Source organism: Streptomyces africanus, assembly GCF_030816955.1.
Taxonomy (GTDB): Bacteria; Actinomycetota; Actinomycetes; order Streptomycetales; family Streptomycetaceae; genus Streptomyces; species Streptomyces africanus.
In genome coordinates, this window is the sequence record NZ_JAUSYP010000001.1 from 8093981 (window position 1) to 8109144 (window position 15164).

Here is a 15164-nt window from a genome sequence, read left to right on the forward strand (position 1 = left end):
CTGTCTTTGCTGCGGGGAACGGGTTACGGCCGGTGCGTGCCTTTTCGGGCATGCCCATGACGGGGATCAGGCGGCGCCCACTCCTGCCGGAGCGAGGAAGCCGATGGGGTGGTCCGTGCTGCCGTCGAGTGCCAGGTCAGCGGCGATCTCGCCCATGGCGGGGGAGAGTTTGAAGCCGCTGCCGGAGAATCCGGCCATGACGATGATGTCGTCCTCGCCGGGGAGATGACCGACGAGCGGGTTTCCGGACTCCGTGTAGCCCTCCATGTAGGCCTGCATCCTGATGGGGTCGGGGTTCAGATCGGGCACCAGCTCGGCGATGAGCTCGCGGAAGATGCCGAGTTCTTCGGGCCGGACCGTACGGTCGAGCCGTTCGGGCTCGGGCACCGGCAGATGGCGTGCGAAGGAGAGACCGAGCTTGACGGATATGCCGTCGGGCGACGGGATCCCGAAGCAGTCGTGGGGTGTGGCGCGCACGAAGGGGGGAGCCCCGCCCGCGAACCAGTCGTGACGGGTGGGCAGGTGCCAGGAGCAGACCACCCGGCGCACGTCGACGCTCCGGGGAAGGTCCGGGAGCAGGGTGTTGATCCAGGGGCCCACGGTCACCACCGCGGTGTCCACGTGGTCCGTGCCGTGGTCGGTGACGATGTGCACGCCGCCGCCCGCCGCGGGGACGATCTCCCGCACCGGGGCGTAGCGGTGCAGCCGGGCGCCCAGCTGTTCGGCGCGGGCGGCCGCCGCCTGGACCGATGCCTCGGGCCTGATGATGGCGCCCTCGCGGTCGAGTACGGCGGTGTGGCCGTCCGGGAGGCGGTGCTGCGGGTAGCGGCGGGCGAGTTCCTCCCGGTCCAGTACCTCGTGATCCAGACGATGGGTGGCACTGGAAGACAGGAGGAGGCGCATGGCCGGTGACGCGGTCTCCCCCATCACGAGACAGCCGCTGCGGCGGCGCAGCGACCGGCCCGTCTCCGCCTGGAGCCGCTCCCACATCCGGTCGGCGAGCCGCAGCAGCGGAATGTAGCCGGGTTCACCGAGGTGCACCGCGCGGAAGATGCGGCTCTCGCCCCCGGCCGCGCCACGGTCGTGACCCGGCGCGTACCGGTCGTAGCCGATGACCTCGGCTCCGCGGGCGGCGAGGCGCCACATGGCCTGGCTGCCCATCGTGCCGGCACCGATCACGGCGACGCGCTTCGGGAGGCGCATGAGGTCGCTCCTTTTCGATGGTGTGGTCGGGGGGATGGCTCAGAGGAGCTCGATCAGCTTGTCGGTCAACTCGGCGGTGCTCGCGGTTCCACCCAGGTCACGGGTGCGGATATCGGTCTTGGCCAGGACCGAGGCGATCGCGTCCGTGATGTCCCTGGCCGCGGCGGGATGGCCGAGGTGGTCGAGCATCATCCCCGCGGACCAGATCGCGCCCAGCGGGTTGGCGATGCCCTGGCCCGCGATGTCGGGCGCGGAGCCGTGCACCGGCTCGAACATCGAGGGGAAGTCCCGCTCGGGGTTGAGGTTGGCCGCCGGGGCGATCCCGATGGATCCGGCGACCGCGGCCGCGAGGTCGCTGAGGATGTCGCCGAAGAGGTTGGAGGCGACGACGACGTCGAAGCGGGCGGGGTCGAGGACGAACTTGGCGGCCAGCGCGTCGATGTGCTCCTGGTCCCAGGCGACCTGCGGGAACGAGGCGGCCCGCTCGGTGACGAGCTGGTCCCAGAACGGCATGGTGTGCACGATGCCGTTCGACTTCGTCGCGGAGGTCAGGCGGCCGCCGCGCCGGGAGGCGAGCGTGAAAGCGTAGTCCAGCAGGCGTGTGACGCCGGCCCGGGTGAACACGGCCTCCTGCACGGCGATCTCGTCCGGGAAGCCCCGGTTGAGCCGGCCGCCGACCTCGCTGTACTCGCCTTCCATGTTCTCGCGCACGACGACGAAATCGACCTCGCCCGCCCGTGCGCCGCGCACCGGACTGTCGATGCCTTCGAAGACACGGATGGGCCGGAGGTTGACGTACTGGCGGAAGCTGCGCCGGATCGGGATCAGCAGCCCCCACAGCGACTCGTGGTCGGGCACCCCCGGGTATCCCACCGCGCCCAGCAGGATCGCGTCCTTGTCTCGCAGCTGGTCGATCCCGTCGGCGGGCATCATGGCGCCCTCCCGCAGGTACCGCTCGCACGACCAGTCGTACGACGTGTAGGACAGGCTGAAGCCGTGGCGGCGGCCGAGAACATCGAGCACCTGCTGTGCCGGGGGCAGTACCTCGGCACCGATGCCGTCGCCGGGGATCAGGGCAATGCGGTGGTTCGTCGTCATGCCCTGATTGCAGCAAGGCGGCCCGTGGGGCGTCCAAGACGCAAAGCGGATCTCCCTTATAAGGGGTGCCTATCAGCCGTCGGCGGCCGTGGTCGCGCTCCTGACGAACGCGGCGGCTGCGGGCGACAGGCTGCCGCGCCGGCTGACCAGGGCGATGTCCAAGGTGGTCTCCGGCTCGATGTCCAGGACGCGGGCGCCCAGTCGCCGGGCGAGGTCCCGCCACGAATCCGTGACCACCGCGAGCCCGACCCCGGCCAGTACCAGCGGCATGAGCGACACGCGGTGCTCGGTCTCGGCCGCGACGGTGAACTCGATGCCCTGCTCCCGCACCGCGTCCACGTAGGCGCGCATCCCGGTACCCCGCTGCCCGACGATCAGCCGCTGTCCCGCGAGCTCCCGGCACTCCACCGCCGTCCGGCCGGCGAACGGGCCGTCGGCCGGCACCACCAGCACAAAACGCTGCCGCCCCAGCACATGCGAGACGACCTCCCGGTCGGAGACCGGACCGGCGGACGCCAGGAGCCCCAACTCCACGGCACCCGTGCGCACCATGTCGATCACATCACGCGACGTGAACGCCGCATTGATGGCCACAGAGACGCCGGGATACCGGTCGCTGAAGGCACTCACCAAGGTCGTCAGCGGCTCCACCGCCTGCGACGGCATCGACGCCACATCCAGGCGCCCCTCACGCAGCTCACGCACAGCTGCGACACTCGCCCGCGCCGTCTCCAGACTCCGCACGGCCTCCCGGGCAGGCTCGATCAGGGCCCTTCCGGCCTCCGTCAGGACCGCCCTGCGCCCGATGCGATGGAACAACTCCGAGCCGAGATCACGCTCCAGCGCCCGCACGGCCTGCGACAGCGACGGCTGCGACACGTACAGAGCCGAGGCCGCACGGTTGAACCCCTCGTGATCAACAATCGCGAGGAAGTACTCCAGCTGCCGAATGTCCATGTGCGCCCTCTGCCCCTGAAGAAATCAACCGACGACTCACATCAGAACAAGGCTGACAGCGGTCCGTCACGGCGGGGCGGGACAGGCCAGACGCGCCCGTCCCTCCAGGAGCACCGGACCCGGCGCCACCAGTGTCCTCTTGCCCTGCCGACTGTGCATCTCCGATATGCACGCCCTGAAATTCCGCCGGCAGGATTTCCTTTCCGAGGGGTATCGCGGCCGTCCCGTACGGGGTCCAATGGTAGGGAGTCAGGCTCTCCGTGCAGCGCCGGTCAGGAGAGGCACGCAATGGATCCATGGCTGATCTGGTTGATCATCGCAGCCGTGCTGGCCGCGGCGGAGATCTTCACCCTTACAGCTGCACTCGGAATGCTGAGTGCGGCCGCTTTGGTCACGGCGGGGTCCGCCGCGGTCGGGCTGCCGGTGCCGTTCCAATTCCTGGTGTTCACCGTCGTCGCGACAGTCACCGTGCTGTTCGTACGCCCCATCGCGCTGCGCCACGTCTTCCAGCCCCAAACGGAGCGCTTCGGCGTCGACGCACTGGTCGGCAGGGCTGCCTATGTCGTCTCGGAGGTGACGGGCCTGGGCGGCAGGGTCCGCATCGACGGCGAGGAGTGGACGGCCCGCGCCTACGACGAGACGCTGGTGATTCCTGCCGGAAAGACCGTCGACGTCATGGAGATCAGCGGCGCGACAGCGATCGTCTACCCCCGGGACTGAAACCATGGAAACCTCGGCGTTCTTGATTGCCGGCCTGATCGTCGCGCTGATCGCGGTTTTCACCGTGGTGCGGGCGGTCCGTATCGTTCCCCAGGCACGCGCTCGTAATGTCGAGCGGCTCGGCCGTTACCACCGGACCCTGAATCCCGGTCTCAGTCTCGTGATCCCTTACATCGACCGGGTTCATCCGGTGATCGACCTACGGGAACAGGTCGTCTCCTTCAAACCGCAGCCGGTCATCACCGAGGACAATCTTGTCGTCGAGATCGACACCGTTCTGTATTTCCAGGTCACGGATCCGCGAGCCGCTTTCTACGAGATCGCGAATTTTCTTCAGGCGGTCGAGCAGCTCACCGTCACCACCTTGCGCAACGTCGTGGGATCCATGGACCTGGAAAAGACCCTCACCTCCCGGGACACCATCAACAGCCAGCTCCGCGGCGTGCTGGACGAGGCCACCGGCAAATGGGGACTGAGGGTCAACCGGGTGGAGATCAAGGCCATCGACCCCCCGCAGTCCATCAAGGACGCGATGCAGAAGCAGATGCGAGCCGAGCGGGACAAGCGAGCCGCGATCCTCGGGGCGGAAGGACAACGCCAGTCGCAGATTCTCACCGCCGAAGGCGACAAGCAGGCCGCCGTCCTGCGCGCGGAGGGAAACCGCACGGCCGCGATCCTCCAGGCCGAGGGCCAGTCCCGGGCCATCGACGAGGTGTTCCAGGCCGTGCACCGCAACGACCCCGACCCCAAGCTGCTCGCCTGGCAGTACCTCCAGACGCTGCCCCAGCTCGCGCAGGGCCAGGGCAACAATTTCTGGGTGATCCCCAGCGAGATCACCGCCGCACTCCAGGGCATGTCCCGCGCCTTCACCGAGGTGCTGCCCCCGTCGCCGGCCACCGTTGAGAAGCCCTCGGACGACATGGCCGCCCAGACCGCCGACGACACGGCACAGGCAGCTCAAGCCGCTGCCGCGGCCCTCGCCGACGCCGCCAAGGCCGAGGGCGTCACCCCCGATGCCCTCCCGTCTCACCCGCCCCGCTGACGGCCGGCGGCGCCTTCGCCGTGGGACGGCCCACCACCGTGACCGGCCGTACGTTCTGCGCCGCCGGTACCCGGGGGGGGGGGACTCCGCGAGCCGTCGGGCCGGGCAGCCACAGGTCGGGGCCAGGACCTCGTATCGGATGGGCCGGGCCGGGACGCCGCCACGCAGCAGATGCCCGCGCACCTCGCCCGTGAGCGGCAGCGGGCCGTACAGGAACACGATGGCGTCGTGGGGCAGTGGATTGCCCTCCCGAGACGCCGAACGGCCCGCGAGTAACTCGTCATGGGCCCGTCGGCCCTCGATGGGGACCTGCGGCCTCTGCCCTGTCTCCCTCCGCGCCCGCATCCTGCGATCAGAACCCCGATCCAGGAGGTGGACCGTATGTCCCGCAACGTCACCGTGGGCCTCGACGGCTCGTCCGAGAGCCGTGCGTGCCGACGACTGTTCTGGTGCGCGAGGGGCACATTGCCACCGTGCTGATCCTCGGGTCCCGCGGTCGCGGCGATGTCGCCGAGCTGTTGCTCGGTTCCGTCAGTCTGACCGTGGCCGGCCGGGCTGACTGCCCCGTGATCGTGGTACGCGGCGGACACGACGACGGGTCGGTGCTCCTGGACGCGTCCCACGGCGCGGATCTGCGGGGCTGCGACTCGGCCTGGTCGCTCACACGCCGCTGCATCACGCCGCGTGTCCGGTCGCCGTGGTGCCCCAACGCGTGTAAGAACGGTGACCGGCCGGCGCGTCTGCGGGAGGCTGCATGGAATGGCTGGTCACACTGATCGGCGCGGTGCTGGTGCTGATCATCCTGCGGGACGTGTTCCACACCCTGTGGCACCCCACCCGCCACGGGGGTCTGAGCAGGTTCGTCATGACGCTGCTGTGGCGGCTGTCCACCCGGGGCCGTACGAGCCGGAGAGCCGCAGGGCTGGCCGGGCCCGTCGGCATGGTGACCGTGGTGGCCACGTGGGCCTGCGCCATGGCCGTGGGCTGGGCCCTGGTCTACTGGCCGCACATGCCGGAAGCCTTCTCCTTCTCCGGCGCGCTGAAGCCGTCGGAGCACTCCGGGCCGGTGGACGCGATGTACCTCTCCCTGGTGACCGTCGCGACGCTCGGCCTGGGCGACATCGCGCCCTCCGCCGACTGGGTGCGCATCGTCGCGCCACTGGAGGCACTGGTCGGCTTCGCGCTGCTGACCGCCACGGTCTCCTGGATCCTCGGTATCTATCCGGCCCTCGCGCGGCGACGGGCGCTGGCGCTGCGCATCTCCCAGCTGCGCCGCGCCGGCCCGGCGGCCGGACATGCGGCCTCCGGCGCAGGGGGCGCCGTCGTCGACCAACTCGCCGCCGACCTCGCACGCGCATGCGTGGATTTCCTCCAGTACCCCGAGTCGTACTACTTCCACGACGGCCTCGGAGACATCTCGCTGGCCCTCAACCTCGGCTACGCCGCAGACCTCGCCAAGGAGGCACGACTGACCGAGCACCCGGACACCCGGGGCGCCGCAGCCGTGCTCGCCGTCTCACTCGATGACCTCGCCGCCGTACTCGACGAACGCTTCCTGCACACCGCAGGCACCCGGCAGCACATTCTGGCCGCCTACGCCCATGACCACGGCAAGAGGTGATCTCCGGACGCAGGACGCCCCCTGGTTTTGGAGTGCGGGCAGCGGTGCCCGACAGGTGGTGTGCGCCGGTCATGAGGTGGCCTCCTTGACCTGCTGGCAGCGGGCGCAGTAGCGGGCCTGCGGCACGATCATCAGCCGTTGCCGGTCGACGGGGCGCCGGCACAGGTGGCAGGTGCCGTAGGAGCCCTCCTGCATGCGGGCGAGGGCCGCCTCGACGTCGGCGAGGACCATACGGGCGGACGCCGCGAGCTTGACGCGGACCTCCATCTGCGCGGCGGCCTGCCGCCCGCGCCGGTCCTCGGCCCGGGAGGTGGCCGGTCCGGCGAGCTGACGCAGTTGCTCTTGGCGGAACAGGCGCTGCTCGTGCAGGTTCTCGCGCAGCGCCGCGAGGTCGGCGGCCGACAGATGGGCCGTGCTCTCGCCGATGGTCTGGTGGGTCACCACGTCACCCCTTTTGAGGCAGGGCGTAGGAGGTCGGTACGGGCGTCGGGCAGTCGGGCCGGTCAGGCGGCCCGGCGCCGGCAGGCGACGCAGTAGCGGGTGTAGGGGAGGATCTCCAGGCGTTCCGGGGGGACGGGTTTGGCGCAGCCCAGGCACGTTCCGTAGGTGCCGTCCTCGATGCGGGCGAAAGCTTCCTCGATCTCTTTGAGGGCCCGCTCCATCGCGGTCTTCTGGACGGCCAGCAGGTGCTCGTCGTCCGCGCTGGTCCCGGCCTCGTCGAGGGCCTGCAACTGCGCCAGCCGTGAGGTGCGGGCGTGTTCCAGGCGTTGACGGGCGTCGTGAAGGTGGGGCTCGGCCCGGGTGACATCGAGCGACATGGTCGGTCCCTTTCTCGGCGGCACAGGCGGCATACCTGGGCGGTTCGGGTGTCTTCCACCCTGGCCGGGCCGGTGACGGATACCTATCGGGCGCGGGACCCATTTGTGCCGGGGCGGGGGATCCACGCGGCCGCGTCATGGGTGGTGCACCACCGGGGAAATGGGGGCCGGACCCCATCGACGGGGAGCCCGGGACCGGGCAGGCTCTTTCCGGGGGTGTCCAGGGTTTCCAGGGGTTTTCCAGGAGAGAGGCTGAGGGCGGTTGTCCTTGTTCTGGCGGATCTTCGCCCTCAACGCCGTGGTGCTGGGCACGGCCACGGCCCTGCTGCTGTGGGCCCCGGTGACCGTCTCCGTGCCCGTCCTGCTCACCGAGGCGATCATCCTCGTCGGGGGGCTGGTCGTCATGCTGGTCGCCAACGCCGCGCTGCTCAGGCTCGGCCTGGCCCCCCTGGGCCGGCTCACGAAGCTGATGACCACCGTGGACCTGCTGCGTCCCGGCCAGCGCCTGCCCGCATCCGGCGGCGGCGAGATCACCGAGGTGATCCGTACGTTCAACGCCATGCTGGAGCGGCTGGAGCACGAAAGGGCCACCAGCAGTGCCCGGGCCCTGCTGGCCCAGGAGGCCGAACGGCGCCGCATCGCGCAGGAACTCCACGACGAGGTCGGCCAGAGCATGACCGCGATCCTGCTGGAGCTCAAGCGCGCCTCGGACGAGGCACCGCCCCCGCTGCGCGAGCAGTTGCACGAGGTTCAGGAGATCACCCGCGAGAGCCTGGACGAGGTGCGCCGCCTGGCCCGCAGGCTCCGGCCCGGAGTGCTGGACGACCTGGGCCTGGTCAGCGCGCTGATCTCGCTCACCGAGGACTTCGCCATCCACACCGGGTTGCAGGTCACCCGCCGTCTCGATGCCGACCTGCCGGCTCTGGAGCCCGAGACGGAACTGGTGCTGTACCGCGTCGCCCAGGAGTCGATGACCAACGTCGCCCGGCACGCGGACGCCACCCAGGTCACCGTCGCCCTGCGCCACACCGACGACCGCGTGGTGCTGGCCGTCACCGACGACGGCTGCGGCGTCGAGGCCCCCCGGGAAGGCGCCGGCATCCGCGGCATGCGCGAGCGGGCGCTGCTCATCGGCGGCAGTCTCGAGATCACCCCGGCACCCGACACCGGCACCCGGGTCCAGCTCACCGCGCCCGTATCCAGGAAGCAGCCCTGACCATGCCCGAAGCGACCTCGACCGCCACGCCGGGAACGAGCCCGATCCGCATCCTGCTCGCCGACGACCATGCGCTGGTGCGCCGCGGCGTGCGGCTCATCCTCGACCGGGAACCGGACCTCGAAGTGGTCGCCGAGGCCGGGAACGGCGCCGAGGCCATCGAGATGGCCCGCACCCGCGATGTCGACCTGGCCGTGCTGGACATCGCCATGCCGCGTCTGACCGGCCTCCAGGCCGCCCGGGAACTGGCCGCCCTCAAGCCGGGCCTGCGGATCATGATGCTCACGATGCACGACAACGAGCAGTACTTCTTCCAGGCCCTGAAGGCCGGTGCGAACGGGTACGTGCTGAAGTCCGTCGCCGACCGGGACCTGGTCGCCGCGTGCCGGGCCGCGATGCGGGACGAGCCCTTCCTGTATCCGGGCGCGGTCACCGCGCTGATCCGCAACTACCTCGACCGGGCCCGCCACGGCGAGGAGACGCCCGACCAGATCCTCACGCCCCGTGAGGAAGAGGTCCTCAAGCTGGTGGCCGAGGGGCATTCGTCCAAGGAGATCGCCGACCTGCTGTTCATCAGCATCAAGACCGTCCAGCGGCACCGCGCCAACCTGCTCCAGAAACTCGGCCTGCGGGACCGCCTGGACCTCACGCGGTACGCCATCCGCGCCGGCCTGATCGAAGCCTGAGCGGGCGGTTCGCACCGAGCACCACCATGAAAGGGGGACGGCGCATGCACCGCACCGCGCGCACCGCCCCCGCTACCGGCGGCGCCCGGCCCCGCGTCACGGCCCTGGCAGCCGTCCTCCTGGCGCTGCTGGCCGCGCTCGGCATCACGGCTCCGCCGCCCGGCACGACGGCCGAGCCGGTGGCCACAGCGGCGGCAACGGCCGCCCGGCCCGGGGCCACCGGCCCGGGCGTGGGGGAGGGGTGTGGCGCCGTCCGGCCCCACGGGCCGTGGGTGGGCGAGGGGCGTGGCGCCGTCGGGGCCAGCGGGCCATGCGCCGGCGAGGGATGTGGCGCCGTCGGGGCCAGCGGGCCATGCGCCGGCGAGGGATGTGGCGCCGTCGGGGCCCACGGGCTGCGTGCCGGCGACGGGTGTGACGCTGTGGGGGGCGCCGGGCCATGTGCCGGCGAGGGGTGTGACCTCCGGGCCCACGGGCCGCGTGCCGGCGACGGGTGTGACGCTGTCGGGGGCGCCGTGCCGAGTGCCGGGGACGGGTGCGATGCCGTCGGGGCCCACGGTCCGGGCACTGGCGAGGGGTGTGACCTCCGGGCGCACGGGCTGCGTGCCGGCGACGGGTGTGACGCTGTCGGGGGCGCCGGGCCATGTGCCGGCGACGGCGACACCGTCGAGGCCCACGGGCCGCGTGCCGGCGACGGGTCCGACACCGTCCTCGCCATCCGCGCGGCAACCCGCCCGGAGTCGCACAGCGAGCATCCCGCGCCCCGCGGGCACCTCGTCGGCACCGACGTCGCCCCAGCCGACAGCGCCGCGCGGCTCCCCGCACCGGCCGCGCACACCCCCTCCTCGGATCCTCACGCACCCCGTGACCGCGGGCGGGCACCCCCTGCGGCCTCCGGCATCTGACACCCCTTCCCCTCCCTCTCCTCGACAGCACCCCGGCCGCGCCCGCGTGGCCGCGGTCGCGCCTGCCGGAGGCCCCGTTGAACCGTTCCATGCGCGTGAGGGCGCTGCTCGCCCTCGCCGTGATCGCCCTCTCCCTCTACATCGCCGTCACCGTGCCGGTCCGCCTCGGACTCGATCTGCGCGGCGGTACGCAGCTCGTGCTGGAAACCCGCTCCACTCCCACCACCGACGCCGGCCGTGAGGCCACCGACCGCACCCTGGAGGTGCTGCGCGGCCGTATCGACGGACTCGGCGTCGCCGAACCCACCCTCGTCCGCTCCGGCGAGAACCGGATCATCGTCGAACTGCCCGGCGTGCAGGACCCGAAGAAGGCGGCCGAGGTGCTGGGCCGTACCGCACAGCTCACCTTCCACCCGGTGCTCGGCATCGCAGACCGCACCAGCGAGGCCTCCCGGCCGCTGCCGAAGCGCCCCCGGGAACAGGCCCTGCCCGACGAGTCCGGCACCCCGCTGCGCCTCGGGGCCGCGGCGCTGACCGGCGAGGACGTCAAGGAGGCCGCCGCCCGGTTCGACCAGCAGGGCGGAGCCGGATGGCACGTCACCGTCGGCTTCGAGGGGGCCGGCCGGGCCGGCTGGGCCCGGCTGACCGGTGAGGCCGCCTGTCACCCGGCGGGCGACCCGGCGCGGCGCGTGGCCATCGTCCTCGACGACAAGGTCATCTCCTCGCCGCAGGTCGAGCCGTCCGTCGCCTGCCGGACCGGCATCCGCGACGGTGCCACGCAGATCACGGGCTCCTTCGCCCCGGAGGAGGCCCGGGAACTCTCCCTGCTCGTCAACGGCGGGGCCCTGCCCGTGCCCGTCGAGACCGTGGAGCAACGCACCGTCGGTCCGACCCTCGGTGCGCAGGCCATCACCGCGAGCGCCTGGGCGGCGGCCATCGGCACCGCGCTGACCTCGCTGTTCATCATCGGCGTCTACCGGCTGATGGGTGTCCTGGCCGCCCTCGGCCTGGTCTGCTACGGCCTCGTCTCCTACGCCGCCCTGGCCGCGCTGGGCGCCACCCTGACCCTGCCGGGCCTGGCCGGTTTCGTCCTGGCGATCGGCATGGCCGTGGACGCCAACGTGCTGGTCTTCGAACGGGCCCGCGAGGAGTACGCGGCCCGCCGCCGGCCCAGTACGCGCTCGGCGCTGGCGGCCGGGTTCCGCAACGCCTTCGGCGCGATCGCCGACTCCAACATCACCACGCTGATCGCGGCCGCCCTGCTGTTCTTCCTCGCCTCCGGGCCGGTGCGGGGCTTCGGCGTCACCCTGGGCATCGGTGTGCTCGCCTCCATGTTCAGCGCGCTGGTGATCACCCGCGTGCTCGCCGAGGCCGCCGTGAGCCGCCCCCGGGTACGCCGCCGCCCCCGCCTCACCGGCATCGCCACCACCGGCGCGGTCCGCGACCGCCTCACCCGCCGCACGCCCCGGCTGATGCGCCGGCCGCACCGCTGGCTGGCCGTGTCGGCCGTCGCTCTGGTCCTGGCCGGCTCGGGCATCGCGGTGCGCGGCATCGACCTCGGTGTGGAGTTCACCGGTGGCCGCCTGATCGAGTACGCCACCACCAGCCCTGTCGACCCCGACCGGGTCCGCACGGCCCTCGCCGACGCCGGGTTCCCCCGGGCCGTCGTCCAGTCCTCCGGCGCAACGGGCCTGACCGTGCGCACCGACCCGCTGACCAACACCGAGGAGACGGAGGTCACCGGTACCGTGCGCGATCTCGCGGGCGGAGCCGACAAGGTCCGTGACGAACTGGTCGGCCCCAGCCTGGGGGAGGAGTTGCGCCGGGGTGCCCTGATCGCACTCGCCGTGGCGCTCGGCGCCCAGTTCGTCTACCTCGCGGCACGCTTCCGGTGGGTGTTCGGCACGGCGGCGGTCGTCGCCCTCGCCCACGACGTGGTGATCCTCGTCGGCGTCTTCGCCTGGCTCGGCAGGCCCGTCGACGGGGTGTTCCTGGCGGCGCTGCTCACCGTCATCGGCTACTCGGTCAACGACTCCGTGGTCCTCTTCGACCGCGTGCGGGAACTCGCCCGCAGGACTCCCGAGGCGCCGCTGCCCGACCTCACCGACCGGGCCATCGAGCAGACCCTGCCCCGGACCGTGAACACGGGCATGGGCGCCGCGTTCATCCTCACCGCCCTCGCCGTGCTCGGCGGGTCCTCGCTCACCGACTTCGCCCTGGCCCTGCTCATCGGCCTCGTGGTCGGTACGTACTCCTCCGTCCTCACCGCCGCCCCCGTCGCGATCCGGCTCGATCGCCGCACCCGTCCCGTCGGCAACCCGGCAGCCCGGCAGCCGGAGCGCGCCTGACCCCGGCGGGGGACCGGGCGCGGGTGAGGCGGGTGAGCATCAAGCGGCTCACCCGCCTTCCCCCGTCCGTCCGCGCCGCCGTGTCAGTGCGGCTGCCGCTCGCCGTGGTAGCGCTGGGCGAGCCGGGCGAGGGCGACCGCGCCGAGCAGGAGGCCGAAGTCGCGCAGCGCGATGTCGTAGTAGTCCGGAATGGTCAGCAGGTTGACGATGATGCCGGCCAGCCATCCGGCCACCAGCCAGGCTCCGAAGCGCGGGGCGAGAGCGACGGCGAGACCGGCGACGATCTCGATGACTCCGACGGCGTACATGGCCGCCTGGGCGCTGCCGGGCACGATGTCGTTGATCCACGGCGCCAGGTACGCGGGCCAGTCCACGAGCAGGTTGGCGAACTTGTCCAGCCCGAACAGGATCGGCGCCACCGTGAACCCGACGCGCAGGATGACGAACGCCTGGTAGCCGGGGTCGCCGAGCGCGGCCCGCCGGGACGCGACGGACGGGGAGGGGTGGCTTGTGGACGTCATGACGCACCGTTCCTTCTATCGACAACTCTTGCTATCAATAGAAGCGGCGGTAGCTTCTTTAGTCAAGGCCCATGGGTTTTACACTGGTGTTCGTGGACCACCCGAAAGAAGCACCCCGCCCCGACGTCTCCGCCGTCGCCGCCCTGGACGAGCCGACCCGCAGGCGGCTGTACGACCACGTCGTGCGCCAGTCGGGACCGGTCAGCCGCGACGAAGCCGCCGCCGCCCTCGGCCTGGCGCGCCAGACGGCGGCCTTCCACCTGGACCGCCTGGCCGACGAAGCGCTCCTCGACGTCGTCTACGAACGCCGCAGCGGACGCACCGGTCCCGGAGCGGGCAGGCCGGCCAAGCTCTACAAGCGTTCCGCCAAGCAGGTCACCGTCAGCCTGCCCGAACGGAACTACGAGCTGGCCGGACGGCTCCTCGCCCAGGCCCTGGAGGAATCCGAGGCCACGGGCGAACCGGTCCGCGCCGTCCTGCACCGAAAGGCCCACCGTCTCGGCGCCCGGCTCGCCGGGCAGGGCGGCCCGGACGTGTTCGACCTCCTGGAGCGGTACGGGTTCGAGCCTCGCCTCGACGGGGACGCGATCGTGCTGGGGAACTGCCCCTTCCACGCGCTCGCCCGCGAACACACCCAGACGGTGTGCGGCATGAACCTCCACCTGCTCCGGGGCGTCCTCGAAGGACTCGAGGACAGCAGCCGCCACGCATGCCTGGCGCCCAGCCCCGGCCACTGCTGTGTCCGTCTGGAGCCGGCTTCCTCCCCGCCCGCGACTGCGAGTCCCTGACCCACCACTCGCCGCCCGCCGGCCCCCTTCCCCCGTCACACGAGAGGCACGTCATGGATCTCGCCGGATCGATCAACAGCCACGCATCGAGCACTGCCGACCTGCCCGCCCCCTCCGCGAGCATTCCCCGCCCGCAGGCCTCGGCACCCGCTCCCAGCCCCCTGCGCGTCGTTCACGACACCGACGGCATAGACCTGGCCGAAGCCGAACGCGCCGCCGCACGCTTCCTCGCCGCACTCGGCATCGACACCAGCACCGAGAGCCTGCGCGGCACCCCCGGCCGCATGGCCCGCGCCTACGCCGAACTGTTCAGCCCCCGCCCCTTCGACCTGACGACCTTCCCCAACGACGAGGGCTACGACGAGCTCGTGCTGGCGCGCAGCATCCCGGTGCGCTCCGTGTGCGAGCACCATCTGCTGCCCTTCACCGGCACCGCCCACGTCGGCTATCTCCCCGGCCACCGCATCCTCGGCCTGTCCAAACTGGCCCGCGTGGTCGAGCACTTCGCCTGCCGGCCCCAGGTCCAGGAACGCCTGACCAAGCAGGTCGCCGACTGGCTCCAGGCCCATCTCGAACCCAAGGGCGTCGGCGTCGTCATCGAAGCCGAGCACAGCTGCATGACCCTGCGCGGCGTCCAGGCCACGGGGTCCAGCACGCTCACCTCCACCCTCCTCGGCACACTCCGCCACGACGCCCGCTCACGCGCCGAGTTCCTCTCCCTGACGGGGCTGCACTCCTGAAGCGCCGTGGGGGGGCGTTGGCCCTCAAGAACCCGCACGTACGCTCGTGTTGCGGCGCGAGCGGGTCAGGGCCAGCCCGCCGAGGACCGTGGCGATCAGCCCCACCAGCATCGCCACATAGGCCCCGCCCAGCCCGTTGCCGGTGCCCAGACCACCGTCGGCGGTGGCCGCGACCAGCCCGCCGAGGGCCATGCCGACCAGCCCCGCCACCATGGCCGCCCCGGCCACGAGAGAGCGGTTGGCGGAGCCGATACGGCCGGCCGGGCGGGCCAGGGCCAGCCCGGCGACGACGAGGCCGGCCAGCCCCAGCAGCGCGCCTGTGGTGGCCCCGAGGCGCCCGATACCGAAGTCGTAGACGCCGGCGGCGAACAGGTGGTGAGCGGACATCGAGATGCTCCTTCTCTTCCCGTGACTGGATGTCGTCCGAGCATGTCCGCCCGGGCCGGGCCCGGGCGTCCGGCGGACGCGGACACTTCGCCCTGCCGCCGACGCCGCAGCGGCCTA

Annotated in this window: 15 protein-coding genes and 1 pseudogene; 9 read left to right on the top strand and 7 right to left on the bottom strand. The window is 71.7% G+C overall.

Going from position 1 to position 15164, the window contains the following annotated elements:
* Positions 1–66: 66 nt before the first annotated feature.
* The 3 genes from solA to QF034_RS36870 all read right to left on the bottom strand — a co-directional run bounded on the left by solA (position 67) and on the right by QF034_RS36870 (position 3258).
* A complete protein-coding gene (gene solA, locus QF034_RS36860) occupies positions 67–1203 on the bottom strand; it encodes an N-methyl-L-tryptophan oxidase (protein WP_307178991.1) in 1137 nt (378 codons plus the stop codon).
* Between the two features lie 39 nt (positions 1204–1242).
* Entirely contained in the window at positions 1243–2301 is a 1059-nt protein-coding gene (locus QF034_RS36865; RefSeq protein WP_307178992.1) for a tartrate dehydrogenase, read from the bottom strand.
* Between the two features lie 72 nt (positions 2302–2373).
* Entirely contained in the window at positions 2374–3258 is an 885-nt protein-coding gene (locus QF034_RS36870; RefSeq protein ID WP_307178993.1) for a LysR family transcriptional regulator, read from the bottom strand.
* Between the two features lie 288 nt (positions 3259–3546).
* Here QF034_RS36870 and QF034_RS36875 point away from each other — a divergent pair, with 288 nt between their 5' ends.
* From QF034_RS36875 to QF034_RS36890, 4 genes and pseudogenes are all read left to right on the top strand, one after another.
* Positions 3547–3978, top strand: a complete 432-nt coding sequence (locus tag QF034_RS36875) for an NfeD family protein (protein ID WP_086558451.1) — start codon at positions 3547–3549, stop codon at positions 3976–3978.
* Positions 3979–3982: 4 nt separating this feature from the next.
* Positions 3983–5020 (top strand): SPFH domain-containing protein, encoded by a 1038-nt coding sequence (locus QF034_RS36880; RefSeq protein WP_307178994.1) that lies wholly within the window; start codon positions 3983–3985, stop codon positions 5018–5020.
* A 434-nt stretch (positions 5021–5454) separates the two neighbouring features.
* Positions 5455–5616 (top strand): annotated as a pseudogene (locus tag QF034_RS41760) (universal stress protein); the annotation flags it as partial.
* A 158-nt stretch (positions 5617–5774) separates the two neighbouring features.
* Positions 5775–6641, top strand: a complete 867-nt coding sequence (locus tag QF034_RS36890) for a potassium channel family protein (protein ID WP_307178995.1) — start codon at positions 5775–5777, stop codon at positions 6639–6641.
* Positions 6642–6710: 69 nt separating this feature from the next.
* On the opposite strand, the gene QF034_RS36895 is transcribed toward QF034_RS36890, so the two are convergent.
* A complete protein-coding gene (locus tag QF034_RS36895; protein ID WP_307178996.1) occupies positions 6711–7085 on the bottom strand; it encodes a TraR/DksA family transcriptional regulator in 375 nt (124 codons plus the stop codon).
* A gap of 59 nt (positions 7086–7144) precedes the next feature.
* Positions 7145–7459: a TraR/DksA C4-type zinc finger protein gene (locus QF034_RS36900; RefSeq protein WP_307178997.1), complete on the bottom strand. Its 315-nt coding sequence runs from the start codon at positions 7457–7459 to the stop codon at positions 7145–7147.
* A gap of 262 nt (positions 7460–7721) precedes the next feature.
* Here QF034_RS36900 and QF034_RS36905 point away from each other — a divergent pair, with 262 nt between their 5' ends.
* From QF034_RS36905 to secD, 3 genes are all read left to right on the top strand, one after another.
* On the top strand, positions 7722–8675 hold the full coding sequence (locus tag QF034_RS36905; RefSeq protein WP_307178998.1) for a HAMP domain-containing sensor histidine kinase: 954 nt from the start codon (positions 7722–7724) through the stop codon (positions 8673–8675).
* Between the two features lie 2 nt (positions 8676–8677).
* Complete coding sequence (locus QF034_RS36910) at positions 8678–9361, top strand: response regulator (protein ID WP_307178999.1); 684 nt, start codon at positions 8678–8680, stop codon at positions 9359–9361.
* A 991-nt stretch (positions 9362–10352) separates the two neighbouring features.
* A complete protein-coding gene (secD, locus tag QF034_RS36915) occupies positions 10353–12611 on the top strand; it encodes a protein translocase subunit SecD (RefSeq protein WP_442480578.1) in 2259 nt (752 codons plus the stop codon).
* 83 nt (positions 12612–12694) lie between these two features.
* Here the strand turns inward: secD and QF034_RS36920 are convergent, their stop codons facing one another.
* Positions 12695–13132 (bottom strand): DoxX family membrane protein, encoded by a 438-nt coding sequence (locus tag QF034_RS36920; protein WP_307179001.1) that lies wholly within the window; start codon positions 13130–13132, stop codon positions 12695–12697.
* Positions 13133–13218: 86 nt separating this feature from the next.
* On the opposite strand from QF034_RS36920, the gene QF034_RS36925 reads away from it, so the two are divergent.
* Both QF034_RS36925 and folE read left to right on the top strand, forming a co-directional pair.
* Complete coding sequence (locus QF034_RS36925; RefSeq protein ID WP_307180069.1) at positions 13219–13920, top strand: helix-turn-helix transcriptional regulator; 702 nt, start codon at positions 13219–13221, stop codon at positions 13918–13920.
* 53 nt (positions 13921–13973) lie between these two features.
* Positions 13974–14660: a GTP cyclohydrolase I FolE gene (gene folE, locus QF034_RS36930; RefSeq protein ID WP_307179002.1), complete on the top strand. Its 687-nt coding sequence runs from the start codon at positions 13974–13976 to the stop codon at positions 14658–14660.
* A gap of 24 nt (positions 14661–14684) precedes the next feature.
* On the opposite strand, the gene QF034_RS36935 is transcribed toward folE, so the two are convergent.
* Entirely contained in the window at positions 14685–15047 is a 363-nt protein-coding gene (locus tag QF034_RS36935; RefSeq protein WP_307179003.1) for a DUF6223 family protein, read from the bottom strand.
* Between the last annotated feature and the right edge of the window lie 117 nt (positions 15048–15164).

What these genes read in the sequence shown, in the direction of transcription:
- QF034_RS36910 (WP_307178999.1), top strand. Translation starts at nt 8,678, where the DNA reads ATGCCCGAAGCGACCTCGACCGCCACGCCGGGAACGAGCCCGATCCGC.
- QF034_RS36935 (WP_307179003.1), bottom strand. Translation starts at nt 15,047, where the DNA reads ATGTCCGCTCACCACCTGTTCGCCGCCGGCGTCTACGACTTCGGTATC.
- QF034_RS36920 (WP_307179001.1), bottom strand. Translation starts at nt 13,132, where the DNA reads ATGACGTCCACAAGCCACCCCTCCCCGTCCGTCGCGTCCCGGCGGGCC.
- QF034_RS36875 (WP_086558451.1), top strand. Translation starts at nt 3,547, where the DNA reads ATGGATCCATGGCTGATCTGGTTGATCATCGCAGCCGTGCTGGCCGCG.
- secD (WP_442480578.1), top strand. Translation starts at nt 10,353, where the DNA reads ATGCGCGTGAGGGCGCTGCTCGCCCTCGCCGTGATCGCCCTCTCCCTC.
- QF034_RS36880 (WP_307178994.1), top strand. Translation starts at nt 3,983, where the DNA reads ATGGAAACCTCGGCGTTCTTGATTGCCGGCCTGATCGTCGCGCTGATC.
- QF034_RS36890 (WP_307178995.1), top strand. Translation starts at nt 5,775, where the DNA reads ATGGAATGGCTGGTCACACTGATCGGCGCGGTGCTGGTGCTGATCATC.
- folE (WP_307179002.1), top strand. Translation starts at nt 13,974, where the DNA reads ATGGATCTCGCCGGATCGATCAACAGCCACGCATCGAGCACTGCCGAC.
- QF034_RS36900 (WP_307178997.1), bottom strand. Translation starts at nt 7,459, where the DNA reads ATGTCGCTCGATGTCACCCGGGCCGAGCCCCACCTTCACGACGCCCGT.
- QF034_RS36870 (WP_307178993.1), bottom strand. Translation starts at nt 3,258, where the DNA reads ATGGACATTCGGCAGCTGGAGTACTTCCTCGCGATTGTTGATCACGAG.
- solA (WP_307178991.1), bottom strand. Translation starts at nt 1,203, where the DNA reads ATGCGCCTCCCGAAGCGCGTCGCCGTGATCGGTGCCGGCACGATGGGC.
- QF034_RS36865 (WP_307178992.1), bottom strand. Translation starts at nt 2,301, where the DNA reads ATGACGACGAACCACCGCATTGCCCTGATCCCCGGCGACGGCATCGGT.